The sequence below is a fragment of the Pseudomonas sp. S3E17 genome (genome assembly GCF_024168685.1).
GTDB lineage: Bacteria > Pseudomonadota > Gammaproteobacteria > Pseudomonadales > Pseudomonadaceae > Aquipseudomonas > Aquipseudomonas marginalis.
The window spans coordinates 2308688-2335497 of sequence record NZ_JALJWE010000001.1 but is presented as its reverse complement, the minus strand read 5'-3'; the positions used below and the strand labels follow the sequence as shown (position 1 = coordinate 2335497).

Here is a 26810-nt window from a genome sequence, read left to right as displayed (position 1 = left end):
AGTTACAGATAAGCTGACTGACCTACCGCAATCGGGAGCAAGCCCCCTCCCACATTTGAACTGTGTTTGACGTTAAACCCAGATGGCATCCCACAGTGGGTAGTCGCCAATCCGCTCGACCAGACCCGCTCGCAATGGATTAGTCACCACATACCGGGCCATTTTCACCAAGTCATCTTCCTTGCGCAGAGCCCGGTCATGAAAGCTCTCTTGCCAGAGCCGGCCCTTGCGACCACTCACGCCATTGACGGTCCTGGTGCTTTTTGACTTCACCTGGCACATCAAGTCCGCCAGCGAGCCTTTTTTCAGTTCAAGCAGCCAATGGAAATGGTCCGGCATGATGACCCATGCCAGGGAGTTGGCCAGCCCTTGGTACTGGGCTAACCGAAATTGCCAGACCACCAGGCGACCGAGATGGAAATTGTTGAATATCGGTATGCGTTCGTGGGTGTTGGTGGTGATGAGGTAGATACGGTTGGGTTCGCTGAATCGACCGATGCGCAGGCGGTGTGAAGCGGGTAAATCTGCCATTCCCTGGCCCTCTCTAGATGTGCTTAGAGAGGCTAGATTGGCGAGCAGGCGGTTGATGGGCGGGCTTTTGGCAGGATGTGTCTGGACGGTCGCAATCGGGGGCAAGCCCCCTCCCACATTGGCTCAGCGGCGCTTATACATTATGTGTCTGACGCAGGATCAGTGCGGGAGGGGGCTTGCCCCCGATGAGGCCAGAACTGACGCTGCCGCAACCTCATTGCACTTGGAAGTATCTTGCTTTGAGGCTGTGGTGTAAGGCATGTCTTACTCCTTCGTACGAATCCTCTTTTGCTCTTCTCCTCGCTCATCATCTTGGCTATCCGGTGTTAGGTTCTGCCGCGCAAAAACCTAATGCAGAGGAAGCATGCAATGGCGAACCCTATACCCCCGCCTGGTGTATCGGTTGACGAAAATATGGCCACCGCTTTTCATAAAAAGAATGTACTGAAAGCCGGTTCAGCGTTTATGTACTCTTGGTTTTATACTCAGGTCCGCAATCGCGGCCCGTGGGACTACAAGCAAATTTCCAAAGAATATGAAGCGTTTGGAAACTTTCACTATGGCGCCGTGGGGATTGCCGCGGGTTTCAGCGAAGAAGTGCTTTTACGTGCAGCGGGACTTGCTCAAACCAGGGCGGGTACGGATAAACCCGAGTTTGGTCGTTGGTGGGGGGATGCGCCTTTCGGTGACGATCCAGTCGACCAATATTGGATCAAGAAAGGAATCAGGTATGCCAGGTTCAGGAACTACTAGAAAGTCGCTTTATTCAACGGTCATAACGATCTTGCTGGCGCTTTGCTTGGTGTATATCGCTGGTGATTGGCTGCTTTCGCCGGGCCGTCCGCAATTGACGGAGGTTGTACTCCGCGTGCCGATCAGTGATGACGCTTCGATCTATGGCGTCAAGGATGATCGCGGAGGGGCCACTGTGCCGTTCAGTTACCGATATTACGTTTACCGCACCTTGGGAACCGATAGTGAAATATTGGCTTTATTGAAAGATGCCAATCCGTTTCTAGTTACGCGTGACGGGGCGGTAAAAGTTGATGTCGAGAGCCGTTCGATTACGGTTTCGGTGTCGGGGGATGTATCCGACTATCACAGCAGTACCCTGTATCGGCATGCCAATGGTAGTGATTACACAGTGGTGAGTGTTTTTCTTAATAGTCGGCCAGAGGGCTGAAATATGCGGTGGATCAGTCAGTGATGATTGACTGAATCACCGCAATCGGGGGCAAGCCCCCTCCCACATTGGCTCAGCGGCGCTTATACATTATGTGTCTGACGCAGGACCCGTGTGGGAGGGGGCTTGCCCCCGATTGCGGTGGCTCAGCTACGGATAAACTGGCTGTTCCACCGCTATCACTGTGCCTGGGGTGATGTCAGGCGCCAGGTTGCCAGCCGCCGCCGAGTGCGGTCATGAGTCCTACACTGGCCTGCAACTGCCGCGTCTGCACCGCCTGCAATGTCCGCTGCGCCTGCAACGCCGCGGTCTGTGCGGTCACCACATCCAGGTAACTCACCGCACCCGCTTGATAGCTGTTCATCGCCAGCGATTGCGTGTGTTGCGCCGCATCCGCCGCCGCTTGTTCATCCTGCGCCTCCTGTTGCAAATCCCGTAGTTGCGCCAAGTTATCTTCCACCTCACGCACGGCCTTCAGCACCTGGCTGCGGTACTGCGCCGACGCCTCTTCAAACTCGGCCTTGGCCTGGCGTTCATTGGCGCTCAAGCGGCCACCGTCGAAGATCGGCAGGTTCACCAACGGGCCCAGTGCCCAATACCGATTGCCCGCCGACAGCAGATTGCCGACGCCCTGTGTCTGCCCGCCGATCAACCCGGTCAAGCTGAAGTCCGGATACCACGCCGCCTTGGCCACGCCGATATTTGCGTTGGCCGCAAACACCCGTCGCTCTGCCGCTGCAATATCCGGGCGACGTTGCAACAGGTGGCTTGGTAACTGTGACGGAATTCCCGGCAGGGCGATCAGTTGCTGGCTGGGCGGCAAGGTAAAGTCGCTGGCTGCCACACCCACCAACTCGCCGATGGCGTGCTCGGTGAGGTTGCGTTGCCCACGCACTTCATCCAATTGCGCCCTGGCCTGCGCCAGTTGATTTTGCGCACGGGTCAGGTCCAGTTCCGAGGCTATCTGGCCCTCGTAGCGGCTGCGGGTCAATTGCAATGCCTGGCTGAAATCATCCAGCGAGCGAGTGAGAATCCGGCTCTGTGCATCCAGCCCATTGAGCTGCAAGTACAAGGTGGCCAACTGACGCTGCAAACTCAGGCGCGCCACCGCCAGGTCATCCCCGGACGCTTGCGCCTGGGCATCGCCGGCCGCGACCTGGTTGCGGATTTTGCCCCACAGGTCCATGTCATAGCTCAAGGAAAACCCCGCGATGTTGCTGTTGTACACCGACGGTTGCGTATCCCCCCGCAACGGTCGCGAATCCGATTGCCGCTGGCGCAGCGGTTGCGCGCTGGCGGTGATCTGCGGGAACAGGCCTGCGTGCAGTTGGCTGGCATACGCCTGGGAAGCATCAAAGTGCGCCAGCGCCGCCGCCAGGTCCGGGTTGGCCTTGAGCAGCTGCTGTTGCAGGTCATTCAGGCGCGAATCGTTGTAGAGCTTCCACCATTCGGGCGAGAGTTGGTCGGACGGCTGCGCGCTGTGCCAGGGTCCATCGCTGGTCTGTTCGCGGTAGTGGGTCGGCAGGTCGATCGCCGGCACCTTGTAGGTCGGCGCCATCGAGCAACCCTGCAAGAGCAGCAGCGTCAATGCGGCGAGCGGTTTAAGCCTTATGCGCATGCGCACCTCCGGAGGCATCGGCGAGCTGCACGGGATCACCTTCGCGCAGGGCATCGGGCGGGTTGTCGACGATGCGGTCGGCGGGTTTCAAGCCCTGGTCGATCACCAGGCGTTCGCCCAGGTCGAGGCCGATATGGATGGGCTGCAGGTGCACATGGTTCTGCCCGTCCAACACCGCCACCTGGGTGCCCTGGGCGCGGAAGATCAGGGCGCTGGCCGGGATGCTCACGCCATGGGTATCGGCCGGAATCGGCAGGGTGGCCTCGGCATAATCACCGGGCAGCAGCTCGCCGTCGGGGTTGTCGGCGACGAACTGGGCGAGCAGGGTGCCGGAGCGGCGGTCGATGGCGGTGGAGTCACCGATCAGGCGCGCCTTGAAATGCTTGCCGGGGTGCTCGGGCACGGTCAGTTCGGCTTCAAGGCCCGGATGGATGACCGCTGCGTAGTTCTGCGGCACCGGTACGTAGAGGCGCAATTGATGGGTGTCGGCAATGTTGAACAGTTCCGGATCGCTGTCGGTGTCGGCCTTGATCAGCTGGCCGATATCGGTGTTGCGCGCGGTGATGGTGCCGGCGAACGGGGCGCGAAGGGTCTTGTAGTTTTCCAGCGCCGACAGCCGGGCGTAGTCGGCAGCGGCGGCCTCGGCGTTGGCCTTGGCGGCAGCGGCATTGGAGGTTTTTTCATCGGCCTCCTGGCGCGATACCGAATGGCTGGCCAGCAGGTTTTGCCAGCGCGTGGCGGTGGTTTCGGCCAGGCGTGCGTTGGCCTGTTCCTGCACCAGGCGTGCATGGGTCTGCGCCAGCTGTTGATCCAGGTCGGGGCTGTCGATTTCCGCGAGGACTTGCCCGGCCTTGACCCGGCTGCCGATATCGACTTTCCAATCCTTCAGGTAACCGCTGACCCGGGCGTGGATCGGCGCCTTGCTCCAGGCTTCCAGGTGCGCCGGCAGGCGCAAGGTATCGCCGGCCACATTCTGCCGGGGCTGGAACACCATCACGTGCGGGATGGCGGCGGTCTCGGTCCAGGCCGTGACCGATTGTTCGTGCAGCGTGCGGGCATGCAGGCCGTTGGCGACCAACAGGGCGGCCAGGGTCAGGCCGCCGACACCCATGAGCATCAGACGCTTGCGCGAGGGTTTGTGATCAGACGACATGTGGGGTTTCTCCTGCAACTGCGCGAGTAGGGTGACGACCGTGGACCAGGCTGAAGACCACGGGAACAAACAACAATGTGGCGAGGGTGGCGAAGATCAAACCGCCGATGACGGCGCGCCCGAGCGGGGCGTTCTGCTCCTCGGAAATTGCCAGGGGCAACATGCCGATGATCATCGCCAGGGCGGTCATGCACACCGGGCGGAAGCGCGTGTAACCGGCCTCCATGGCGGCTTTCAACGCATCACCATGTTCGGCCAGGCGCTCACGGCAGAAGCTCACCACCAGGATCGAGTTGGCCGTGGCGACGCCCATGCACAGGATGGCGCCGGTGAGCGCCGGCACCGACAAGGAGGTGCCGCTGAGGAACAGCATCCACACGATGCCTGCGAGCGCCGCCGGCAACGCGGTGATGATGACGAACGGGTCGGCCCACGACTGGAAGTTGACCACGATCAGCAGGTAGATCAGCACCACCGCACCCAGCAGGCCAAGGCTCAAGCCGCTGAAGGCTTCATGCAGCGCATCGATCTGCCCGTGCAGGCTGATCGTCGCGCCTTTGGGGCGCAGATGCGCGGTGTCATCCAGCACCTTTTGCACGTCGCGCGCTACGCCGCCGAGGTCGCGGCCCTGCACGTTGGCGTACAGGTCCAGGGTCGGTTCGATGTTGTAGTGGGTCACCACCGCCGGGCTTTGCACGCGGGAGATAGTTGCTACGCCACCGAGGATCTGTGACTGCCCATTGGCGCCGGTGACCGGCAGCGCTTCCAGTGACGGCAGGCTGTCGAGTCGGTATTGCGGGGTGGCGGCGACAATGGAATAGGACACGCCGTTGGCCGGGTTGAGCCAGAAGGTCGGCGCGGTCTGTGAACTGCCGGCCAGCGACGCCACCATGCTGTTGGTCACGTCCCGCTCGGTGATGCCCAGGCCGTTGGCGCGCATGCGGTCGACATTCACCTGCAGCGACGGGTAGCCGGTGGACTGCTGGATGCGCAGGTCGGCGATGCCGGGCACGTGTTGCAGGCGACGTTCCAACTCGACGGCATAGGCGCGGTTTTCTGCATCGCTGCGCCCGGAGATTTTCACGTCCAGAGGCGCCGGTGCGCCGAAGTTGAGGATCTGGCTGCTGATGTCCGCCGGCAGGAACGCGAAGTGGCTGCCTGGGAAACTTTGCGGCAGCGCTTCACGCAGTTTCTTCACGTAGTCGGCGGTGGGCGCATGGCCCTTTTTCAGGCTGACCTGGATGTCGCCATCCTGCGGGCCGATGGTGCCGCTGCTGCTGTAGGCCATGTCGATGCCGCTGAGCGGAATGCCAATGTTATCGACGATGGTGTCCAGTTCTTCGGCGGGGATCACTTCACGGATCCGCGCTTCGATGCGGTCGAAGGCGGCGGCACTTTCTTCGATACGCGTGCCCAGCGGCAGGCGCACATGCAGGGCCAGCGCGCCGGCATCCGTCGCCGGGAAAAAGTCCTGGCCCAGGCTGGGTAACAGCAGGAATGAGGCGAGCACACAGGCCAGAAAGCCTACGATAAAGCGCTTGCGATGACCCAAGGCCAACGTCAGCAAGCCATGGTAGGTGTCGCGGATATTCGAGAAGTGGCGCTCGAAACCTTGCTGGAAATTCAGCACGGCTTGCAGCGCGGCATTGCGCGGTTTCGGGTGCTGCTCGCCCTCATGGTGGTTGATGAATGCATCTTCGGGATGGTGCCCCGCGCCTGGCTCCGGCGTGTGCGGCTTGAGCAGGAACATCGCCAGCGTCGGCACCAGGGTGCGCGAAAGAATGAATGAGCTGGCCATGGCAAAGATCACCGCCAGCGCCATCGGCCGGAACAGATAACCGGCGATGCCTTGCAGCAGGAACATCGGCACGAACACGATGCAGATGCACAGCAGCGAGACGAACGCCGGGCCGACAATTTGCACGGCGCCGTCGAGGATCGCGGTCTTCACCGCCTTGCCTTGTTCCAGGTGCCAGTTGATGTTTTCGATGGTCACCGTGGCGTCGTCCACCAGGATCCCTACGGCCAGCGCCAGCCCGCCGAGAGTCATGACGTTGAGGGTTTGCCCGCTGACCGCCAGCAGCGCAATGGCCGACAGTACCGCCAGGGGAATTGACGCCGCGATGATAATCGTGGAGCGCCAGCTGCCGAGGAACAGCAGGATCATCGCACTGGTCAGCAGCGCGGCGATGATGCCTTCCTGGGCCACGCTGCCCACCGATTGCTTGACGAACACCGAGGCGTCGCCCAGCAACGAGGTCTTCAGTGACGGCGGCAGGGTTTGGTTGATGCGCGGCAGCATCTGGCGGATACCGTCGATGATCGACAAGGTGGAAATGCTGCCGTTTTTCAACGCCGGCATCAGCACCGCGCGATGGCCGTCGACGCGCACGATGTTGGTCTGCGGCGGCGAACCGTCGCGCACGTGGGCAACCTGGCCGATGGTGATCAGCGCGCCGTTGACGGTCTTGATCGGCAGGTCGTTGAGCTCATCGATGGCCTTGGGGCTGTTGTTGAGCAGGATCGTGTATTCATTGGGGCCGAGTTTGGCGGTGCCCACCGGGATGATCTGGTTCTGCAGCGCCAGGGCATTGCCCACATCCTGGGCCGATAAGCCCTTGGCCGCCAACGCCTGGGGGTCGAGGTCGAGGGTGATCTGCCGCTGCTTGCCACCCATCGGCGTGGGCATGGCCAGGCCGGGCAGGGCGCTGAGGGGCAGGCGGATATTGTTCTGCACCAGGTCGCGAATTTTGGCTTCCGACAGCGTCGGGCTGGAGAACGCCATTTGCAGGATCGGCACCGTGGAGGCGCTGTAGTTGAGGATCAGCGGTGGCGTGATACCCGGTGGCATCTGCTTGAGCACCGTTTGTGATACGGCGGTCACTTGGGCGTTGGCGGTGCGGATATCGACGCCGGGCTGGAAGAAAATCTTCACGATGCCCATGCCGGGCAGGGATTGTGACTCGATATGTTCGATGTCGTTGACGGTGGTGCTCAGGGAGCGTTCGTAGGTGTAGATCACCCGGCCGGCCATGGCGTCCGGCGACAGGCCGTTGTACTGCCAGACCACGGCGACCACAGGGATGCCGATATCGGGAAACACGTCGGTGGGGGTTCGCAGGGCCGCCATCGGCCCGATGATGCAGATGAATATGGCCAACACGATAAACGTGTACGGCTTTTGCAGTGCGGTCTTTACCAGCCCGAGCATGCGTGAACCTCCGAGGGAGCAGGATTGCAAACCCCGGCAGTCTTGCCCGACCCACCTAACACGCGCCTTTCAGCCAGGTGAAGGAACATTTAGGTAAGGGCTGAAGATCGTTTCATATGGATTCATTTGTTCTACAAGGCGTGGCTGCCCAAGCTTGCATCCCATCGGACGACTTGTCTTTTTACTGATGTTCTTTGGAGCCCTGCCATGTCACTCAAACCTTTATTGTTGATCCCCGCCCTGGGGGCTGTTTTGTTGTTGTCAGCCTGTGCCGGCCCGATTCCCAAGGCGGACCCCAGCGAAGCCTGGATCGGCTTGAAAGAAGACGCGCCGAACGATCTGATGGCTGAACGTGTGGACGGCAAGCGTGTCGACGACGGGCGCTTTTTCGAAGTGCCCCCCGGGGATCATCGCCTGGACGTGACGTTGTTCGAGGAAGAAGCCGGCGACGACAACCAGCAGGACTGCCAGGGTCGGGTCGAGTACAAGGATTTCAAGGCGGGTGAGCATTACACCCTGGTGGAGTCGAGCCTGGGCACCACCGTGCGCGCATCCCTGATGGACGGGCACGGTAAGGAAGTCGCGGCGACTCAGGATTTCAATTGCATGCCTGGCTAGGCGTGGTGCACCGCCGCTCTGTGGGGCTTGGCGGGTGCCGCAGGTTTGACGTGGGGGTGATGGTGCCGGCGAGTAATGCGCAACACCCCCCACAACATGGCGCCGGCTACCGCCAGCCATCCGCAGATCAACAGGAAAATCGTTGTTGCAAGGCTCATTTTGGCCTCCTTTCGCCCCGCAGGGGGCACACACAGTCTTCTCAATGGACAGTCTAGCTACCCGGCGGTTGCCTGCTATTGACCAATGGTCGTGTTCGTCCAACTCGTTTGCTCTAACCGCGACGCTTTACTGAGCCTGTGGGCTATACCCGCGTGGCAGAGCGTCCTATGATCAGGGCCCTCACCGGCAGTTGATCAAGAGAGTAAAAAATTGCGGTTACGGTCGAACCTTAAAACATCCTTGTTGCTGGCCTGTGCCCTGGGGCTCGCGGCCTGTTCCGGGCAGCCGTCGAAACTTCCGGGCCTGCCGGAACGTGTCGAACTCAATGGTGTGCCGACCTTTCGCAGCGAGGCTTATCAGAGTGGTCCTACAGCATTAGCCAGCATGCTGTCGCAACAAGGCATTGTGATGACACCGGGCTTGTTGGATAAACCGTTGCATTTGCCGGGCGGTGAAGCGGACCTGGAGCGCAACATGCAGGTGCTGGCCCGTGAGTACGGGCTGATGGTGTACCCGCTGGATGCCAAGCTGACCGCGGTACTGGCGCAGGTGGCGGCGGGTTATCCGGTGATGGCGCGGATTGGCGGCGGCCTGTTGTCTGACGCGCACTACGTGGTGGTGGTGGGTTTCAACCAGCAGAAAAGCACGGTGCTGTTGCGTTCAGGCATGGACCGACGCCTGCTGATGAGCTTCAGCGACTTTGAGTCGAAGTGGAGCAGTGCCGGGCACTGGGCAATCGTCATCCAGCGCCCGAGCCAATTACCGGCCAATGTGGATGCGCAGCGCTGGCGGGATTCGGCGAACGCAACGGCCCAGGCCGGGCAGGAGCGGGCGGCAGCGCAGGCGCTCAAGGTGTTGGCGGAACACAAATAAAATGGGAGGGGCGAGCCCCTCCTAAATGCGTTCTCGGTGTTCCTTAACGGCGGACTTCGGCGGCATTCGCGCGGTTCTTCAGGTTCTTGTCAGCCTTGTAGCGCAGCGCGACGTCCGGCACCGAGCCGCCCTTGCCGGTCTCGACCCAGCTACGGATACGGCTGGCATCGGCAAAGTGGGTGAATTTGCCGAAAGCATCCAGGATCACCAGCGACACCGGACGATTACCCATGCGGGTGACCAGCACCAGGCAATGACCGGCCTGGTTGGTGAAACCGGTCTTGGTCAGCTTGATATCCCAGTTGGCGCGGTTGATCAGGTGGTCGGTGTTGGAGAAACCCAGGGTGTAGTTGGGCTTGCGGAACGCTACGGTCTTTTCCTTGGTGGTGCTCAACTGGCTCAGCATCGGAAATTTTTGCGCGTAGGCCAGCAGCTTGCTCAAGTCGCGGGCGGTGGACACGTTGTGGATCGACAGGCCGGTGGGCTCGACATAATGGGTGCTGGTCATGCCCAGGGCCTTGGCCTTGGCGTTCATCGCGGCAATAAAGGCCGCGTAGCCGCCCGGATAGTGGTGCGCCAGGCTCGCGGCGGCGCGGTTTTCCGAGGACATCAGGGCAATCAGCAACATCTCCTTACGCGGCATCTGGCTGCCGATCTTCACGCGGGAGAACACGCCTTTCATCTCCGGCGTGTCGGTGATGTTGATGTCGATGTACTCGTCCATGTTCTGCTTGGCTTCAAGCACGATCAGGCCCGTCATCAGCTTGCTCACCGAAGCGATAGGCACCACCACGTCGGGATTGCTGGCGTAGATGACCTTGTTGGTCTGCAGGTCCACCAGCATGGCGCTGCCGGAAGCGATCTGCAGTTTGGAGGGATCCCGCGGCGCCAGGGCGGAGTCGGCAGCGTGCGCAAAGGTGCCGGTGAACGCAAAAAACAGGCTGACAATGGAAAGACGAATTTTCACGCGGATGAACTCGCTAAAAAGTAAGAAATACCGTTGGGAAACGGGTTTTGTGACAAATGGCGTTACATTTTAGGAGTATGGACGACAGACTGTCGAATGTTCTTCTAAAACCGGACGAAAGTGCTTAAAAACTAAGAAAAAACAGGCTTTCTTCCGGGCAATAAAAAGCCCTGCGATAAGGCAGGGCTTTTTCAGTACGGCTGGTTATTAACCGTGCAGGGTTTCTGCGGCGTACAGGGTATTTTCCAGCAGGCAGGCACGGGTCATCGGGCCAACGCCACCCGGCACCGGGGTGATCCAGCCGGCGCGGGGCAGGGCGGTTTCATACACCACGTCGCCGACCAGCTTGCCGTCTTCCTGGCGGTTGATGCCCACGTCGATGACGATGGCGCCTTCCTTGATCCATTCACCCTTGACCAGGCCCGGCTTGCCGGCGGCCACGACAACCAGGTCGGCACGGCCAACGTGGCCGGCCAGATCCTTGGTGAAACGATGGGTCACGGTGACGGTGCAACCGGCCAGCAGCAACTCCATGGCCATGGGGCGGCCCACGATGTTGGACGCGCCGACGATGACGGCATCGAGGCCGTACAGGTCGACACCGGTGCTTTCCAGCAGGGTCATGATGCCTTTGGGCGTGCACGGGCGCAGCAGCGGGATACGCTGGGCCAGGCGGCCGACGTTATAAGGATGGAAACCGTCGACGTCTTTGTCAGGGCGGATGCGCTCGAGCAACTTGGACGCGTCCAGGTGCGCGGGCAATGGCAATTGCAGGAGGATGCCGTCCATCGCCGGGTCGTCGTTGAGGCTGTCGATCAGGTCGGTCAGGGCCTGCTGGGTGGTGTCGGCAGGCAGGTCGTAGGCCTTGGAAAGAAAGCCGACCTCTTCACAGTCTTTACGCTTGTGCGAGACATAAACCTGAGAGGCAGGATCGCTGCCGACCAGGATCACCGCGAGGCCAGGCGTGCGCAAGCCTTGCTGGCTGCGCTCGGCGACTCGTTTGGCGATCTGCTGGCGCAGGCTGGCGGCGATTGATTTGCCGTCGATAAGTTGTGCAGTCATTACGCGTGATTAACCATCGAGAGGGGGAGGAGAAGTGCGCGCATTCTCGCACGCCACGGCGTGAGGGCAAAGGCGCTTGGTCCGCAAATTGGCCTAACCCCTTAAATAAAATGAATTTTTTTCAAAAAAGATTTGACGGGTTTCCAGGCCCTCTATACTATTCGTCGCACTTGTCGGGCACAGCCTAGCACTGGTTAAGAAGGTCGAGCAGAATCGTTGTTCTGCAAGGCTGGAAGCACTTAGTTTGTAATCCTCCAAGAGTACAGATTAATAAGGCGCCCGTAGCTCAGCTGGATAGAGCATCCGCCTTCTAAGCGGATGGTCGCAGGTTCGAGTCCTGCCGGGTGCGCCATTAGGCAGCTTTGGCACAAGTAGCGCTATATGGTGGGCGTAGCTCAGTTGGTAGAGCACGGGATTGTGACTCCCGTTGTCGAGGGTTCGATCCCCTTCGTCCACCCCATATTTTGAAAGGCGCCAGATTAACCGTCTGGCGCCTTTGCTTTAAGAGCTTCAAGCGCGGATGTGGTGGAATTGGTAGACACACTGGATTTAGGTTCCAGCGCCGCGAGGCGTAAGAGTTCGAGTCTCTTCATCCGCACCAAATAAGGCCTTACTCGGTTTGCATGCAGGGTGGGGTTAGACAAAGAAGTAGTTTGGTTTCTTTGTTAACGCAATATGGTGGGCGTAGCTCAGTTGGTAGAGCACGGGATTGTGACTCCCGTTGTCGAGGGTTCGATCCCCTTCGTCCACCCCATATTCGAAAGGCGCCAGATTTAACAGTCTGGCGCCTTTTTTGGTTTTGGCGGTTCGGTTTTTCGTGGCTGCGGGTTGTGGGTCGCGATGGCGATGCGTTTCATCGTATTTATGTGTCTCGATGATACTGCATTGTTATCTGCCTTCATTGCGAGGTAGGCCGTCAGGGAGATGGGCGACGATCCCTTCTATATATAGAGGGGCGGCGCAGAGCCCTGGCGTGATTGGCTTTATTTGTCACCGGGGCGGGGCGCGACAGTGCCTTCGTACCGATAAATTGCCGGCTGTTTACGGGCGTATTTCCAGTAGGGTGACTTCTTGAGTTTGACCCACTAGAATGCATGCCCTTGATTGGGGTCGGAAATGGCCGGCTAACGTCTGTGCAACGAGGAATATCCATGCAAGTTTCTGTTGAAAATACTACTGCTCTCGAGCGCCGCATGAGCATCACCGTGCCGGCTGAGCGCATCGAGACTGCGGTCAACAAGCGTCTGCAGCAGACTGCCCAAAAGGCCAAGATCGCTGGTTTCCGTCCAGGCAAAGTGCCAATGAGCGAAATCAAGCGCCGTTTTGGTGCTGATGCACGCAATGAAGCCGTCGGTGACGTGATCCAGGCTTCTTTCTACGAAGCAGTGGTTGAGCAAAAGCTGAACCCGGCTGGTTCGCCTTCGATCGAGCCCAAGTCCCTGGAAGCGGGCAAGGACCTGGAATACGTTGCCGTATTCGAAGTGTTCCCCGAGTTCGAAGTGGCCGGTTTCGACGGTATCGCTATCGAGCGCCTGAGCGCCGAAGTGGCTGATTCGGACCTGGACAACATGCTGGAAATCCTGCGCAAGCAGAACACCCGTTTCGAAGTGGTCGACCGTGCTGCCCAGAACGAAGACCAGCTGAACATCGATTTCGTTGGCAAGGTTGACGGCGAAGCATTCGCTGGCGGCTCCGCCAAGGGTACTCAGCTGGTGCTGGGTTCCAACCGCATGATTCCTGGCTTCGAGGACGGCCTGGTTGGCGCCAAAGCCGGCGAAGAGCGTGTCCTGAACCTGGAATTCCCTGCTGACTACCAGAACCTGGACCTGGCTGGCAAAGCCGCCGAGTTCACCGTGACCGTCAACAGCGTTTCCGAGCCTAAGCTGCCAGAACTGAACGAAGAATTCTTCAATCAGTTCGGCATCAAGGAAACCGGCATCGAAGGCTTCCGCACCGAAGTTCGCAAGAACATGGAGCGCGAGCTGCGCCAGGCTATCAAGTCCAAGGTCAAGAACCAGGTCATGGACGGTCTGCTGGCCTCCAACCCGATCGAAGTGCCTAAGGCCCTGCTGTCCAACGAAGTGGATCGCCTGCGCGTACAGGCTGTCCAGCAGTTCGGCGGCAACATCAAGCCAGACCAACTGCCGGCCGAGCTGTTCGAAGAGCAAGCCAAGCGCCGTGTGGTGCTGGGCCTGATCGTGGCTGAAGTGGTCAAGCAGTTCGACCTCAAGCCTGACGAAGATCGCGTCCGCGAAATGATCCAGGAAATGGCCTCGGCCTACCAGGAGCCTGAGCAGGTCGTGGCTTGGTACTACAAGAACGACCAGCAGCTGAACGAAGTACGTTCGGTTGTGCTGGAAGAACAAGTTGTGGATACTGTTCTGCAGAAGGCTAAGGTGACCGATAAAGCGGTCTCTTACGAAGAAGCAGTCAAGCCGGCGGAAGCAGCACAAGCCGACTGATTGTCCAACTCGTTGGAAATTCAACCATAAGCCAGCCTCGCGCTGGCTTATGCGTTTTCAAGACATGACTATTTGGGAGTAACTGCAGAGCATGTTCCGTAATTCCTATATTCAGCAGAACTCTGATATCCAGGCCGCAGGCGGCCTGGTCCCGATGGTTGTCGAGCAGTCCGCTCGTGGCGAACGCGCCTACGACATCTACTCGCGCCTGCTCAAGGAGCGAGTGATTTTTCTGGTGGGCCCGGTAGAGGACTACATGGCCAACCTGATCTGTGCGCAACTGCTGTTCCTTGAAGCGGAAAACCCGGACAAGGACATCCATCTCTACATCAACTCACCGGGCGGTTCGGTGACTGCGGGCATGTCTATCTACGACACCATGCAGTTCATCAAGCCGAACGTATCCACTACCTGCATTGGCCAGGCCTGCAGCATGGGCGCGTTCCTGCTGACCGCAGGTGCCGAGGGCAAGCGTTACTGCCTGCCGAACTCGCGCGTGATGATTCACCAGCCACTGGGCGGTTTCCAGGGCCAGGCGTCGGACATCGAAATTCACGCCAAGGAAATCCTCTTCATCCGCGAACGTCTCAACACGCTGATGGCCAAGCACAGCGGGCACACCCTGGAAGAAATCGAGCGCGACACCAACCGTGACAACTTCATGAGCGCCGAAGCTGCACGTGAATATGGGTTGATCGACGCAGTGATCGAAAAGCGCCCCGCTTAATATAAGCCGCTCAAAATAGGGCTGGTTGGGTTTCCCGATCACCTGCGGGCTTGAAAAAGCCCGCATAAGCCTTCATCTTGTGTTGCAAGCCTATCGGATTTGGATCGAACGAATGACTGACACCCGCAACGGCGAGGACAACGGCAAGCTGCTCTATTGCTCCTTCTGTGGCAAAAGCCAGCATGAAGTGCGCAAATTGATTGCCGGCCCCTCGGTCTTTATCTGCGACGAGTGCGTCGACCTGTGCAATGACATCATCCGTGAGGAGGTGCAGGAAGCCCAGGCCGAAAGCAGCGCGCATAAATTGCCTTCGCCTAAAGAAATCAGCGGCATCCTTGATCAGTATGTGATTGGTCAAGAGCGTGCAAAGAAGGTTCTGGCCGTAGCGGTATACAACCACTACAAGCGCTTGAACCAGCGTGACAAGAAAGGCGACGAAGTCGAACTCGGCAAGAGCAACATCTTGCTGATCGGTCCTACAGGCTCGGGTAAGACCCTGCTTGCAGAGACCCTCGCTCGCCTGCTGAACGTTCCGTTCACCATCGCCGACGCCACCACCCTCACCGAGGCTGGCTACGTGGGCGAAGATGTCGAGAACATCATTCAGAAATTGCTGCAGAAGTGCGACTACGACGTAGAGAAGGCCCAGATGGGTATTGTCTACATCGACGAAATCGACAAGATCTCGCGCAAGTCCGACAACCCGTCGATCACCCGGGACGTTTCCGGTGAAGGCGTGCAGCAGGCCCTGTTGAAACTGATCGAAGGCACGGTCGCTTCCGTACCGCCACAAGGCGGCCGCAAGCACCCGCAGCAGGAATTCCTTCAGGTTGATACGCGCAACATCCTGTTTATCTGTGGCGGTGCATTCTCCGGCCTGGAGAAGGTTATTCAGCAACGGTCTACCCGTGGCGGCATCGGTTTCAGTGCAGAAGTGCGCAGCAAGGAAGAAGGCAAGAAGGTGGGCGAGTCCCTGCGTGAAGTCGAGCCTGACGATCTGGTCAAGTTCGGTCTGATCCCGGAATTCGTTGGCCGTTTGCCGGTCCTGGCCACGTTGGACGAGTTGGATGAGGCGGCTCTGATTCAGATCCTCACCGAACCGAAAAACGCCCTGACCAAGCAATACGCCAAGCTGTTCGAGATGGAAGGTGTGGACCTCGAATTCCGTACCGACGCGCTCAAATCGGTGGCCAAGCGGGCACTGGAGCGCAAGACCGGTGCACGTGGCCTGCGTTCGATCCTCGAAGGTGTATTGCTCGACACCATGTACGAAATCCCCTCGCAGTCCGAGGTGAGTAAAGTGGTGATCGACGAAAGCGTTATAGAAGGCAAGTCCAAGCCACTGTATATCTACGAAAACAGTGAGCCGACTGCCAAGGCTGCGCCAGACGCGTAAGCGTTTCGCAGTTTTGGTACAAACGAAGGGGCCTCTAGGGGCTCCTTTGTTTTTCATAAGGATTTTTACTGCGTGTAACTGCCAGCATTGAGCTTGTTTTTTTTACACGCAGCCCCCATCTTGGTTTCAAGCTTATTTTTCAACTGTCATAGAGGCGAAATCATGAAGACAACCATCGAATTGCCTCTCCTGCCGTTGCGTGATGTCGTCGTCTATCCGCACATGGTTATCCCGCTGTTCGTGGGGCGCGAGAAGTCTATCGAAGCCCTCGAGGCCGCGATGACGGGCGACAAGCAGATCCTGCTGTTGGCCCAGAAAAATCCTGCCGATGATGATCCGGGCGAAGATGCCTTGTATCGCGTCGGCACCATTGCCACTGTCCTGCAGCTGCTCAAGCTGCCCGATGGCACCGTCAAGGTGCTGGTGGAAGGCGAGCAGCGCGGTGCGGTAGAGCGTTTCATGGAGGTGGACGGCCACCTGCGCGCTGAAGTGGTGCTGATCGACGAAGTCGAGGCCCCTGAGCGCGAGTCCGAAGTGTTTGTGCGCAGCCTGCTCTCGCAGTTTGAGCAGTACGTGCAGTTGGGCAAGAAAGTCCCGGCTGAAGTGTTGTCTTCCCTCAATAGCATCGATGAGCCAAGCCGCCTGGTCGACACCATGGCCGCGCACATGGCGCTGAAGATCGAGCAGAAGCAGGACATCCTCGAAATCATCGACCTGTCGGCCCGTGTCGAACACGTGCTGGCGTTGCTGGATGCCGAAATCGATCTGCTCCAGGTCGAGAAGCGCATCCGTGGTCGTGTCAAAAAACAAATGGAGCGCAGCCAGCGCGAGTACTACCTGAATGAGCAGATGAAGGCCATTCAGAAGGAGCTCGGCGACAGCGAGGAAGGCCACAACGAAATCGAAGAGCTGAAAAAGCGCATCGATGCTGCCGGTCTGCCGAAAGACGCCCTGACCAAAGCCACCGCCGAGTTGAACAAGCTCAAGCAGATGTCGTCGATGTCGGCTGAAGCCACCGTGGTGCGCTCGTACATCGACTGGCTGGTGCAGGTGCCGTGGAAGGCTCAGACCAAGGTACGCCTGGATCTGGCGCGCGCTGAAGACATTCTCGATGCCGACCATTATGGCCTTGAAGAAGTCAAAGAGCGCATCCTCGAATACCTCGCCGTGCAAAAACGCGTGAAGAAGATTCGTGGCCCGGTGTTGTGCCTGGTTGGCCCGCCTGGGGTAGGTAAAACCTCCCTGGCCGAGTCCATCGCCAATGCCACCAACCGTAAATTCGTGCGCATGGCCCTCGGTGGCGTGCGTGATGAGGCGGAAATTCGTGGTCATCGCCGGACTTACATCGGTTCGATGCCAGGAAGATTGATTCAAAAAATGACAAAGGTGGGTGTGCGCAACCCGCTGTTCCTGCTCGATGAAATCGACAAAATGGGCAGCGACATGCGTGGCGATCCGGCATCGGCCTTGCTGGAAGTGCTCGACCCTGAGCAGAACCACAATTTCAATGACCATTACCTGGAGGTCGACTACGACCTGTCCGACGTAATGTTCCTGTGCACCTCCAACTCCATGAATATTCCGCCGGCATTGCTGGACCGGATGGAGGTGATTCGTCTGCCGGGTTACACCGAAGACGAGAAGATCAACATCGCCGTCAAATACCTCGCGCCCAAACAGATTTCGGCCAATGGCCTGAAGAAGGGCGAGATCGAATTCGACGTCGAGTCGATCCGCGACATCGTGCGCTACTACACCCGCGAGGCCGGTGTACGGGGACTTGAGCGCCAGATCGCGAAGATTTGCCGCAAGGCGGTCAAGGAGCACGCGCTGGAAAAACGCTTCTCGGTGAAGGTCACGGCCGACGCTCTTGAGCACTTCCTGGGTGTGCGTAAATTCCGTTACGGCCTGGCAGAACAGCAGGATCAGGTAGGGCAGGTCACTGGCCTGGCGTGGACTCAGGTGGGCGGCGAATTGCTGACCATCGAAGCTGCGGTGATCCCCGGCAAGGGCCAGTTGATCAAGACCGGCTCCCTCGGTGACGTGATGGTCGAATCCATTACCGCCGCGCAGACCGTGGTGCGCAGCCGCGCCAGGAGCCTGGGGATCCCCCTGGACTTCCACGAGAAGCACGACACCCACATCCACATGCCGGAAGGGGCTACACCGAAGGATGGCCCCAGCGCTGGCGTAGGCATGTGCACGGCCCTGGTTTCGGCATTGACCGGCATACCGGTGCGCGCCGATGTCGCGATGACCGGGGAAATCACCCTGCGTGGCCAGGTATTGGCCATTGGCGGCCTTAAAGAGAAATTGCTGGCGGCACACCGCGGTGGCATCAAGACCGTGATCATTCCTGAAGAGAATGTTCGCGACTTGAAGGAAATTCCTGACAATATCAAGCAGGATCTTCAGATTAAACCGGTTAAATGGATTGACGAGGTCCTGCAAATTGCGCTGCAATACGCGCCGGAGCCCTTGCCGGATGTGGCTCCGGAGATAGTCGCAAAGGACGAAAAGCGAGAGTCTGATTCCAAGGAAAGAATTAGCACGCATTAATGTGAATAAGCCTGGGGGCTTCCTTGACAGCTTTTTAGAGCCCTTGTTATAAAGCGGCTCTTAAGTGTCTGTAGGCCATTCAGCACTGGTTTTTGCTGTTTACCAAAAAACTTAGAATCATACTCAATAGATATATAAGGGGACTTAGAGTGAACAAGTCGGAACTGATTGATGCTATCGCTGCATCCGCTGATATCCCGAAAGCTGCTGCCGGCCGTGCGCTGGATGCAGTAATCGAATCCGTCACTGGCGCTCTGAAGGCCGGCGACTCCGTGGTACTGGTAGGCTTCGGTACTTTCTCTGTGACTGACCGCCCAGCTCGCACTGGCCGTAACCCGCAGACTGGCAAAGCACTGCAAATCGCTGCTGCCAAGAAACCAGGTTTCAAAGCCGGTAAAGCCCTGAAAGAAGCGGTTAACTAAGCTTCGATCAAGCCTTTGCTACCCGGGTCGGACGCAGGTCTGGCCTGGCAGCGGAGCGACAGCTGACCCAAGTATCCATCGGGTCGCCAAGCCGGGGTGTAGATTCAACCCCCCGTCCGCTCCGCCAGTTACGAGAAGGCGCATCCTCGGATGCGCCTTTCTTCTATCCGGACTCTACCCACGCTCCACGGTTGCCAATTTTTGAAGTTCAACCGTTTCTGGGGGACGCATGCTGCAAAATATCAGGGACAATTCACAAGGCTGGATTGCCAAGACCATTATCGGGATCATCGTCGCATTGATGGCGTTCACCGGTATCGAGGCCATTTTCCAGGCTTCGACCAACACCAAGCAGGACGTGGCCAAGGTCAACGGTGAAGAAATCACCCAGACTGAACTGAGCCAGGCCGTCGATATGCAACGTCGCCAGCTGATGCAACAGCTGGGCAAGGATTTCGATGCTTCACTGCTGGACGAAAAATTGCTGCGCGAAGCAGCCCTCAAGGGCCTGATCGATCGCAAGCTGCTGCTGCAAGGCGCCGCGGACTCCAAGTTTGGCTTCTCTGAGGCTGCGCTGGACCAGGTGATCCTGCAGACGCCGGAATTCCAGGTGGACGGCAAGTTCAACGCCGAACGCTTTGACCAGGTGATCCGTCAGTTGGGCTACAGCCGTCTGCAGTTCCGTCAGATGCTGACCCAGGAAATGTTGATCGGCCAGGTTCGCGCAGGCATCGCCGGCAGCGGTTTCGTGACCGACGCCGAAGTGCTGGCATTTGCCCGTCTGGAAAAGCAGACCCGCGATTTCGCCACCGTCAATATCAAGGCCAACCCTGCGGCGGTGAAACTCACCGACGACGAGGTCAAGGCCTACTACGACCAGCACGCCAAGGAGTTCATGACCCCGGACCAGGTGGTCATCGACTATCTGGAACTGAAGAAGTCTTCCTTCTTCGACCAGGTCAGCGTCAAGGACGATGAACTGCAGGCTGCCTATCAGAAAGAAACCGCCAACCTCGCTGAACAGCGTCGTGCAGCGCACATCCTGATTGAAGTCAACGACAAGGTCACCGACGCGCAAGCCAAGGCCAAGATCGAAGAAATCCAGGCGCGCCTGGCCAAGGGTGAGAAGTTCGAGGCCCTGGCCAAGGAGTTCTCCCAGGATCCAGGTTCGGCCAACAATGGCGGTGACCTCGGCTTTGCCGGCCCTGGCGTCTACGACCCGGACTTCGAAACCGCCTTGTACGCCTTGAACAAGGACCAGGTATCTGCACCGGTGCGCAGTACCTTCGGTTGGCACTTGATCAAGCTGTTGGGCGTTGAGGCACCGCAAGTGCCGACGTTCGCCAGCCTGAAAGACAAGCTGACCCGCGAGCTCAAGACCCAGCAGGTCGAGCAGCGTTTTGTCGAAGCAACCAAGCAATTGGAAGATGCGGCATTCGAAGCCTCCGATCTGGCTCAACCGGCGTCTGACCTGAAACTGACCGTGCACACCTCCGCGCCGTTTGGCCGTGAGGGCGGTGACGGTGTTGCGGCCAACCGCGCCGTGGTCACCGCTGCGTTCAGCCCGGAAGTGCTGGATGAGGGGGCCAACAGCAGCGCCATCGAGCTGGACCCGGAAACCATCATCGTGCTGCGTGCCAAAGAGCACCGCAAACCGGCGCAATTGCCGCTGGAAAGCGTTGCAGCAGCGATCCGCACACAGATGGCCAAGGAGCGCGCCAGCGCGGCTGCCAAGACTCACGCTGATGAGCTGATCGCCAGCCTGCGTGATGGCAAGACCCCGCTGAACCAGCCGGTCGACGGCCAGGCCTGGAAAGTCACTGAAGCGGCTACCCGTAGCCAGGAAGCGATTGACCCGGCCGTGCTGCAAGCCCTGTTCCGCATGCCCAAGCCTGCGGCCAAGGACAAGCCGACCTTCACCACCGTGGCACTGGCTGATGGCAGCCTGGTGATCGTGCGCTTGAACGGCGTCAACGAGGCGGCTGCCCCAACGGACGAAGAAAAGGCGCAGTACCGCCGCTTCCTCGCTTCCCGTGTTGGCCAACAGGACTTCGCAGCGTACCGCAAGCAGTTGGAAACCAAGGCCGATATCAAGAAGTACTGATGACGGTTTGAACAAGAAGCCCCCGGCCTGAAAAGACCGGGGGCTTTTTTATGGTTCCAGAGGAAGCCTCAGCAGAGCGCGCCGTTGATGGAGCGGACTGTAATAAGTCCCTATGCTCACTGGGTTCCCATGAGTTGCAGATGGTTTCATACAGGGCCTAGGTAAAATCTTCGTAATCACTCAAATCGGCATTGTTGTGGGTGGCATCATCTTGGGCACGTTGGGCATCCGCGACCCGTTTGTTGTGTTGTTCAATTTCAGCCTGTGTCATTGGTCGCGGAGTTTTTGGGGTAGAGGGTTGAGCAACCCCTTGGGCAGAAAATTTCACGGGTTTGTAGCTTGGGTCCGGGTAGTACTTCATGACGCCGTTATCCAACTGGCCTATCTCAACATATTTGTTTTCTACTTGTCGTTTAACGCCCAGAAACCGGTCATCCAGATAATCCCTGCGAGCAGCCCTGTGGGGAAAGTTATTCAGATGCATGGATTCCACATTAGGCTGCACGTACATTGTTCCTTCATAGCCTTTCACCGGTTTTTTCGTGAGTTTTGCAAACTGCGCAGCGAATGAATTGGCACCGCCGTTAGCAGAATTGCATACAGTCAGGCGAATTTCGTCATAGTCTTCAATCTTTACCCTAGTACGTTTTAAATGGTCGAGGAACTCTCTGGGCGCCAAGTGCTCACCGTTCACTAATATACTGGTGGAACCATCCATTGGATTCACGACGCCATGAGCATCCAGAGTGAGCCGTTTGGCTCCGCCATGAATGTCCTCAAATAAAACAAGCCCTTCATCCAACACCCTGACGTTTTTAATCTCGCCGCCCATCGCGATGCTATTTGGATTAAAAAAAGCCAGCGGTTTTCCATAGGGAGCGTTGTTCGTCAGGCTATAGGGGTACCATTTGCCCTTGAAGAAAACTGCAGTCCCTTCGAAAACCTCGTCCATGATCTTGAACGTACCGGTGGCGGCAGCATCGAAGCGCTTGCTGGCTGCCACCAGATCAAAACTATTCATTGACCCAAGCAATCGTCTGGTACCTGCCAGGTCGCCGATGGTTCCCCCCAGTTTCGAGGCCAAATGGCCTCCTGCATGGATCAGCCTTTGACCACCGTTTACAATCAGTCGACCCAGATCATCAATACCGCTCGCCGGGTTGAGGGCACTGAGTGTCAGTCGACCGATGACCCTTGCCCCCTGGAGCACGCGAGCGGCTGTCGAGGCGCCGGAAGCTGCGGCTTTTAGGCCGGCAGAAGCACCTCCAGTCGCAAACGCCATCACAACGCCCAGGATATCTAAGCCCAAGTCGACGAGACCTGCGCCAATCTTGCCTTGTTGGAAATTGACAATCGCTGACCTGAGGGGAATGAGGTTCATCACTACTTCATGTAAGAACTTATCGGTGTTGAATTCGGTCTCGAAGGTTGTCACACCTTTTGCCTGGGCTTGCAGTCTGTCGATGGCAGCGTCCTGGATCGCGGCACCGGCAATAAGGGTCGTTCTGTCGCTGAAGTAACTTTTGGGCGTGGTGTCGGTGTCGGCTTGCTCCTGGAGCAGGTGCTGCTGTGTATTCGAGGGAGTAAGGGGTTGCATGTACTCAGTGTCGATCTGGGACTCGCTGACAATCCCGGCCTTGACATTATCAAGATCACTCCGATGGCGAACGCTGGCCTCTTTCAAGTCAAACTCAAAGGTCTTGGGATCTCCCCCAAGCGTGGTTTTTATGATGAGACGGTCCGGGTTTGGCGTATAGGCATAGGTCGGCGCGGATGAGATGCCAAGAGCCCCTTTTTTTTTGGCATCTATTACTTTAAATAGCTCCAGCTTCCCTAACTCCAAGTGCTTGCGGTCCTCCAGGGGCATTTTTGAAATCAGGTGTTTGACGACAGTCGGCAAGTGTTGTTTTAGCTTGGGCCTGTAAGCAGAAAAGGCTTGCTCGAATTTACTGGTTATATCGGGAAGTTCCCCTTGCCTGGCGAGCAGGCTGCGGAGGTCGACCTTGCTGTTGGAAGATACCCAGTAGTTAAGCTTCAATCGATTGCTCGTGCTGGACCCTGTGCCAAGCGTCCCGTTTACAACAGTTTCCGTAGGTTTGAGAATACCGGCGGGCGTCCCCAGTTTGTCCGCCATATACAGATCCAGAAACGAGTAAGGCCCCTTATAGTCCCGATGAGGTGAGGCCACATTGATGCATTTTTCTTCGAAAGGGATCTGTTCACCGAAGACCCTTTTCAGTTCGGCCAATGCCATTGCCTTTCGGTTCGGCATGTCGACATGCAAGGCTGTAGATGCGGCTTTCAATTCGGTGATTTGGTTGTTAAACGCTTCGAGAACGGTGTTCAGTTGCTCATCGCTATACGCGTCCCGAGCGTTAACCTTAAGAAGTCCCTGGGCAACTCCCCAATCTTTCAATGCCGATTTTCTGGCAGCCTGCTCGATACCTTGTGCCGACTGGGTAATTGGGGCCAGGTCTGCGTAGGCCATGATTTGGGCAAACGTCATTTTCGCCGAGGCACCCGGCGCTTGTGCCTCGACACGGGCGACGGCTGTTGTAAAGGTGACCCAGGTATGTGAGCCCATGGTCACGGTTTCGGGAATATCTTTGACCAGTAGAGCCGGGGCCTTGTGTGACAATAACAAGAGCGCCGCGGCGCAGGCCATGTTCCGAGGGACTCTAGCGTTTTTGACCAAGTGATCGGTCAAGTCCTTGACCACGACAGAAGGAGGCGTGTGCCAGTACTGACTCTTGGTCAGGTCAAAACCTGCAATGGTTGTTCTCGCCGGGGAGGCGGGGTTAAGCGGGCTGGCCTGATGCTCAAGCTCGGCACTGAGCGCCGCCAGGACCAAGTCATTGGCAGTCGACGCGGAGGCGATGCCTTGATATTCATTTTGAAGTGTTACTCCCAGCGCCTTGGCGCGAGGTGTGTTGAGCACTTTACCGAGCCACTGTCGGGCATTGTCCAGTGTTATCTCGGGACCGCCCTCATAGGCGGAGAGGCTGACAGTTGAGCCCAGGCTGCCCAGCAATCCTTTCGAGGTGTCGTAATCCTTGGATAATCTCAGGGAGGTTACCAGACTTGCGCGAGCCTTATCGTCTAGAGGGATGGGCCAGGACAGGGCACCGCCTAAATTGCCATGCCGCGCAGAGGTCAACGGTTGGCGCTTGAGATGACCGATCAGATTGATCAGTTCTTCAGTATTTTTCGGTTGAAGCCAACCGTTCATACGGATGAATTCTTCCAGGGTGACGGATTTCTCAGCCAAATCCTCCTCTGATGCCAGGAACGAACCGGGTGCAAGTGTGATCCTGGTGGTTTTCAGTGCATTGGCCAGCTCAGTCTGAGCATCGCCGATGGCACTCAGCTGAGTGGCCAGGGAGTGTTCATTCAGAATGGCCCCCAAGCGCCTCTGTGCCACTTCAATGGTTGCTAGCGACTTTGATGGGGAGGCTGCACGCGTAGAGAGGTTTTGCTGAGCGGGGAAGGCATTGGTCTTGCGAAGTATTGCAACCCGCTGCTCCAAGGTGGTTTTTGACCACACAGATGGCTCATCGTAAAACGCCGCGATGTCTTCGAGAGTGGCGTCTTCGGGGCTGTCGGACAGCAAGGCGTCCGGAGTCGGTACTTGGGCGGCGGCGGCGAGGATCAGCGGCCAGGTCAGAGGCAACGACTCTAAGTCTTGCCCGCTAAACACTTTAGAATTGCCGTTGACGTAGCATTTCAGCCCGCCGTCATCGGTGATCTCGAATGGCTTCGACAGGTCCACCCCGTTGAGGCCTGCCCAGCTTTTAAGCTCGGCATTGTTGAGCAGCGAGTGAAGGTGAGCCTTCCATTGCCCGAGCGTCGAGTGCCGTGGAATGTTTTTGATAACGAGTTTACGAAGATCAGCAGGGGGGGTACTCGCTGCGTATTCGTCCAGCTCATTTGCGTAAAGCTGTGCCAACTCGCTGTCACCGATTTCCTGCGCAGTGCCGTCAACCATCTTGATGGAGGCTAACCGCTCGGACAACGCGACAACGGCTTCTCTGTCGACTGGAAGGGGCCACCCGTGAGCTTTGATGAAATCTCCGACACTTGCGGTCTCGCCAGCATTCGCCGTCCATTGGCTATACGTGCTGTCTGGATCGATAGGAATACGTTGTGCCGTCGGCCCGATCAACTGCGATTCGAGAGAATGAGTTGATCCAGCGTCAGGGCTCAGAAGGGAGGTAATGGAGTCGAGTGCTTTGATTAATTCTCGTCGATTGGCTACGTTGCCAAGAGTGGTCTTGGCCGTCGCCAGGGTTTCCTCGCTACGTGGATCGGTAGGGCTCAGTGTCAATGCGCCGTTGGTACTACTCAAGTGAGTATCCAAAGCTTCAAAGGCACCCGGTTTTTCGATGTCGTGACGATAAAACCTAGCTACGTCATGCAGGGGGGGTGTGCTTTCCCAGTCATCATCCATCTGATAATAATGGGCTCCCAGTGCTTTAGCTGCGCTTATTAACAAAGACCACCACTGTGGAGGATTTTGATGGTAGGTAATCTGCTCCGTATCGCCATTTTTTGGGTACGAGATCGCACCTAGGCCGCCGGATGGTGTGACGTGGACCCGAAAATGCTTGAGGTCGATCCCCTCCTTGGAGGCCCACTCTTTGACGTCCGTGCTATCGAGGATCTTTCTGAAGTGCGCTCGCCATTGTCCGAGTAATGAATCTTTCGGGATGTTTTCAAGTGGTTGAAAGCCAGGATAATGGCGATAACTTAACAGTTTCTGGTGAAAGAGCACGGCCAGTGCGGCGTCCCCGGCGCTACGGGGGCTAATCGCAGGGGGGGATAAGTCGGGGCTTTGAGTTTCGTCGAGAGTGATAGCTTTGCGCTTGATGAACGTTTCCAACGCTTGCTTCTGGGTGTTGAGTTGATCCTCACTTCGTGGGTCGGAAAGGTCAAGATTGAGCGCGCCCTGATTGTTGTCCAGTTCAAGGGCACGCTGTTCGAACGCCGCTTTGGTTGATGCTAATGTCCCGTGATCACGAAAAAACCGGGATATTTCAAGCACTCCGACCGTCGTGTGCCCAGCGCTGATAGCTCCACTGTCGCTCGCCAGTACTTGGGCCGCATTCATCAGCAGACGCCACTCATCCGGAACCGTTTTCATCGCTTCAAAGGCCGAGAGGCTCTTGATTGTTCCGTCCGCCTTAACCTGCCCTATGGCGTTTTTCGATGGATCAATGCTGATACCTTTTGTCAGATCGATACCATTGGCAAGCGCCCACACCTTTAGCGCCGGAAGTTGCAATAGCTTATTCAGATGAGCGCGCCATTGGCCGTACAGCGAGTCGGTGGAAATATTGTCGATAGAGTCACTGCTGGAGATCGCGACGGGCAGTTCGTTTGCGTATTTGCGCAGTGCTGTGGCGTAAGTGATGGCGAGGTCTCTGTCGGCTTGGGCGCGGGGCGTCAGATCGTTCGCCTCCGAGGCATGTCGAGAGTCTGTTTCCTCCTGCCGCATCTCTCGCAATGCGGCAGCAGCAGTTTGTGGAGCAATATTGCGTAGGGTGTCGATGCTTCTCATGGCCTAGACTTCTCGTGTTGCCTAAGAGGGTGTTTTGAGCAGAGGTCTAGTTGGGTGGCTACTGAGGTGAGGAGGTTCCGGAGTTGGGGGGTAGTTATATGAATGGATGTGATCCCGCCCTCACATGAGCCACGGGACATTTTTCCAGGCGCTACCGGATGACTTTGCCAGTGTGGCGGATGTTCCTGCCGTGCTGCAGGTGTTCGAC

Annotated in this window: 18 protein-coding genes and 4 tRNA genes; 14 read left to right on the top strand and 8 right to left on the bottom strand. The window is 57.9% G+C overall.

The features are described 5' to 3' along the window. Positions 1-72 precede the first annotated feature (72 nt). Positions 73-531: a transposase gene (locus J3D60_RS10115; protein ID WP_253491230.1), complete on the bottom strand. Its 459-nt coding sequence runs from the start codon at positions 529-531 to the stop codon at positions 73-75. A gap of 414 nt (positions 532-945) precedes the next feature. Between J3D60_RS10115 and J3D60_RS10110 the strand changes: the two genes are divergently transcribed. Then, entirely contained in the window at positions 946-1284 is a 339-nt protein-coding gene (locus J3D60_RS10110; protein WP_081744441.1) for a polymorphic toxin type 44 domain-containing protein, read from the top strand. Next, on the top strand, positions 1262-1714 hold the full coding sequence (locus J3D60_RS10105; RefSeq protein WP_253491228.1) for a hypothetical protein: 453 nt from the start codon (positions 1262-1264) through the stop codon (positions 1712-1714). Before J3D60_RS10110 ends, J3D60_RS10105 begins: the two co-directional genes overlap by 23 nt. Before the next feature lie 199 nt (positions 1715-1913). On the opposite strand, the gene J3D60_RS10100 is transcribed toward J3D60_RS10105, so the two are convergent. Genes J3D60_RS10100 through J3D60_RS10090 form a run of 3 tightly spaced genes read right to left on the bottom strand, consistent with a single transcriptional unit; the run spans position 1914 to position 7696 of the window. Continuing rightward, positions 1914-3332 carry an efflux transporter outer membrane subunit gene (locus J3D60_RS10100; RefSeq protein WP_253491226.1) on the bottom strand — a complete coding sequence of 473 codons (1419 nt, stop codon included), beginning with the start codon at positions 3330-3332 and terminating at the stop codon, positions 1914-1916. Further along, positions 3316-4485: an efflux RND transporter periplasmic adaptor subunit gene (locus tag J3D60_RS10095; protein ID WP_253491224.1), complete on the bottom strand. Its 1170-nt coding sequence runs from the start codon at positions 4483-4485 to the stop codon at positions 3316-3318. Before J3D60_RS10095 ends, J3D60_RS10100 begins: the two co-directional genes overlap by 17 nt. Further along, positions 4475-7696: an efflux RND transporter permease subunit gene (locus J3D60_RS10090; RefSeq protein ID WP_253491222.1), complete on the bottom strand. Its 3222-nt coding sequence runs from the start codon at positions 7694-7696 to the stop codon at positions 4475-4477. The genes J3D60_RS10095 and J3D60_RS10090 overlap by 11 nt, the downstream gene beginning before the upstream one ends. 207 nt (positions 7697-7903) lie before the next feature. On the opposite strand from J3D60_RS10090, the gene J3D60_RS10085 reads away from it, so the two are divergent. Continuing rightward, positions 7904-8314 (top strand): hypothetical protein, encoded by a 411-nt coding sequence (locus tag J3D60_RS10085; RefSeq protein WP_253491220.1) that lies wholly within the window; start codon positions 7904-7906, stop codon positions 8312-8314. Here J3D60_RS10085 and J3D60_RS10080 read toward each other — a convergent pair. Further along, positions 8311-8472, bottom strand: coding sequence for a hypothetical protein (locus tag J3D60_RS10080; protein ID WP_162844269.1), 162 nt, complete (start codon positions 8470-8472; stop codon positions 8311-8313). The two genes, J3D60_RS10085 and J3D60_RS10080, sit on opposite strands and share 4 nt — an antisense overlap. Positions 8473-8683: 211 nt before the next feature. On the opposite strand from J3D60_RS10080, the gene J3D60_RS10075 reads away from it, so the two are divergent. Then, on the top strand, positions 8684-9346 hold the full coding sequence (locus tag J3D60_RS10075) for a C39 family peptidase (RefSeq protein WP_253491218.1): 663 nt from the start codon (positions 8684-8686) through the stop codon (positions 9344-9346). Between the two features lie 43 nt (positions 9347-9389). Here J3D60_RS10075 and pbpG read toward each other — a convergent pair whose 3' ends face one another. Together pbpG and folD are read right to left on the bottom strand one after the other, a co-directional pair. After that, positions 9390-10313, bottom strand: coding sequence for a D-alanyl-D-alanine endopeptidase (gene pbpG, locus J3D60_RS10070; protein WP_092354602.1), 924 nt, complete (start codon positions 10311-10313; stop codon positions 9390-9392). Positions 10314-10520: 207 nt separating this feature from the next. Next, the gene (folD, locus tag J3D60_RS10065) at positions 10521-11375 is read right to left on the bottom strand and encodes a bifunctional methylenetetrahydrofolate dehydrogenase/methenyltetrahydrofolate cyclohydrolase FolD (RefSeq protein WP_253491215.1); all 855 of its coding nucleotides are present in this window, start codon (positions 11373-11375) and stop codon (positions 10521-10523) included. 275 nt (positions 11376-11650) lie between these two features. Between folD and J3D60_RS10060 the strand changes: the two genes are divergently transcribed. The 10 genes from J3D60_RS10060 to J3D60_RS10015 all read left to right on the top strand — a co-directional run bounded on the left by J3D60_RS10060 (position 11651) and on the right by J3D60_RS10015 (position 21045). Beyond that, positions 11651-11727, top strand: a tRNA-Arg gene (locus J3D60_RS10060). Between the two features lie 32 nt (positions 11728-11759). Further along, positions 11760-11835, top strand: a tRNA-His gene (locus J3D60_RS10055). Between the two features lie 56 nt (positions 11836-11891). Continuing rightward, positions 11892-11976: transfer RNA gene (locus J3D60_RS10050), tRNA-Leu, on the top strand. Positions 11977-12053: 77 nt separating this feature from the next. Beyond that, a tRNA-His gene (locus J3D60_RS10045) sits at positions 12054-12129 on the top strand. Between the two features lie 397 nt (positions 12130-12526). Continuing rightward, on the top strand, positions 12527-13837 hold the full coding sequence (tig, locus tag J3D60_RS10040) for a trigger factor (RefSeq protein ID WP_027606242.1): 1311 nt from the start codon (positions 12527-12529) through the stop codon (positions 13835-13837). Between the two features lie 91 nt (positions 13838-13928). Further along, a complete protein-coding gene (gene clpP / locus J3D60_RS10035; protein WP_003174822.1) occupies positions 13929-14564 on the top strand; it encodes an ATP-dependent Clp endopeptidase proteolytic subunit ClpP in 636 nt (211 codons plus the stop codon). A gap of 112 nt (positions 14565-14676) precedes the next feature. Then, positions 14677-15960 (top strand): ATP-dependent Clp protease ATP-binding subunit ClpX, encoded by a 1284-nt coding sequence (gene clpX / locus J3D60_RS10030; RefSeq protein WP_003238279.1) that lies wholly within the window; start codon positions 14677-14679, stop codon positions 15958-15960. Between the two features lie 162 nt (positions 15961-16122). After that, a complete protein-coding gene (gene lon, locus J3D60_RS10025) occupies positions 16123-18519 on the top strand; it encodes an endopeptidase La (RefSeq protein ID WP_253491213.1) in 2397 nt (798 codons plus the stop codon). A gap of 149 nt (positions 18520-18668) precedes the next feature. Then, complete coding sequence (locus J3D60_RS10020; RefSeq protein ID WP_003174819.1) at positions 18669-18941, top strand: HU family DNA-binding protein; 273 nt, start codon at positions 18669-18671, stop codon at positions 18939-18941. A gap of 229 nt (positions 18942-19170) precedes the next feature. Next, a complete protein-coding gene (locus J3D60_RS10015; protein WP_065940150.1) occupies positions 19171-21045 on the top strand; it encodes a SurA N-terminal domain-containing protein in 1875 nt (624 codons plus the stop codon). Positions 21046-21202: 157 nt separating this feature from the next. Here J3D60_RS10015 and J3D60_RS10010 read toward each other — a convergent pair whose 3' ends face one another. Then, positions 21203-26602, bottom strand: a complete 5400-nt coding sequence (locus J3D60_RS10010; protein ID WP_253491210.1) for a hypothetical protein — start codon at positions 26600-26602, stop codon at positions 21203-21205. Positions 26603-26810: the final 208 nt, after the last annotated feature.

Excerpts from the sequence above, each read along its gene's own strand:
- J3D60_RS10115 (WP_253491230.1), bottom strand. The coding sequence starts at position 531 with ATGGCAGATTTACCCGCTTCACACCGCCTGCGCATCGGTCGATTCAGC.
- J3D60_RS10110 (WP_081744441.1), top strand. The coding sequence starts at position 946 with ATGGCCACCGCTTTTCATAAAAAGAATGTACTGAAAGCCGGTTCAGCG.
- J3D60_RS10105 (WP_253491228.1), top strand. The coding sequence starts at position 1,262 with ATGCCAGGTTCAGGAACTACTAGAAAGTCGCTTTATTCAACGGTCATA.
- J3D60_RS10100 (WP_253491226.1), bottom strand. The coding sequence starts at position 3,332 with ATGCGCATAAGGCTTAAACCGCTCGCCGCATTGACGCTGCTGCTCTTG.
- J3D60_RS10095 (WP_253491224.1), bottom strand. The coding sequence starts at position 4,485 with ATGTCGTCTGATCACAAACCCTCGCGCAAGCGTCTGATGCTCATGGGT.
- J3D60_RS10090 (WP_253491222.1), bottom strand. The coding sequence starts at position 7,696 with ATGCTCGGGCTGGTAAAGACCGCACTGCAAAAGCCGTACACGTTTATC.
- J3D60_RS10085 (WP_253491220.1), top strand. The coding sequence starts at position 7,904 with ATGTCACTCAAACCTTTATTGTTGATCCCCGCCCTGGGGGCTGTTTTG.
- J3D60_RS10080 (WP_162844269.1), bottom strand. The coding sequence starts at position 8,472 with ATGAGCCTTGCAACAACGATTTTCCTGTTGATCTGCGGATGGCTGGCG.
- folD (WP_253491215.1), bottom strand. The coding sequence starts at position 11,375 with ATGACTGCACAACTTATCGACGGCAAATCAATCGCCGCCAGCCTGCGC.
- tig (WP_027606242.1), top strand. The coding sequence starts at position 12,527 with ATGCAAGTTTCTGTTGAAAATACTACTGCTCTCGAGCGCCGCATGAGC.
- clpP (WP_003174822.1), top strand. The coding sequence starts at position 13,929 with ATGTTCCGTAATTCCTATATTCAGCAGAACTCTGATATCCAGGCCGCA.
- clpX (WP_003238279.1), top strand. The coding sequence starts at position 14,677 with ATGACTGACACCCGCAACGGCGAGGACAACGGCAAGCTGCTCTATTGC.
- lon (WP_253491213.1), top strand. The coding sequence starts at position 16,123 with ATGAAGACAACCATCGAATTGCCTCTCCTGCCGTTGCGTGATGTCGTC.
- J3D60_RS10015 (WP_065940150.1), top strand. The coding sequence starts at position 19,171 with ATGCTGCAAAATATCAGGGACAATTCACAAGGCTGGATTGCCAAGACC.
- J3D60_RS10010 (WP_253491210.1), bottom strand. The coding sequence starts at position 26,602 with ATGAGAAGCATCGACACCCTACGCAATATTGCTCCACAAACTGCTGCT.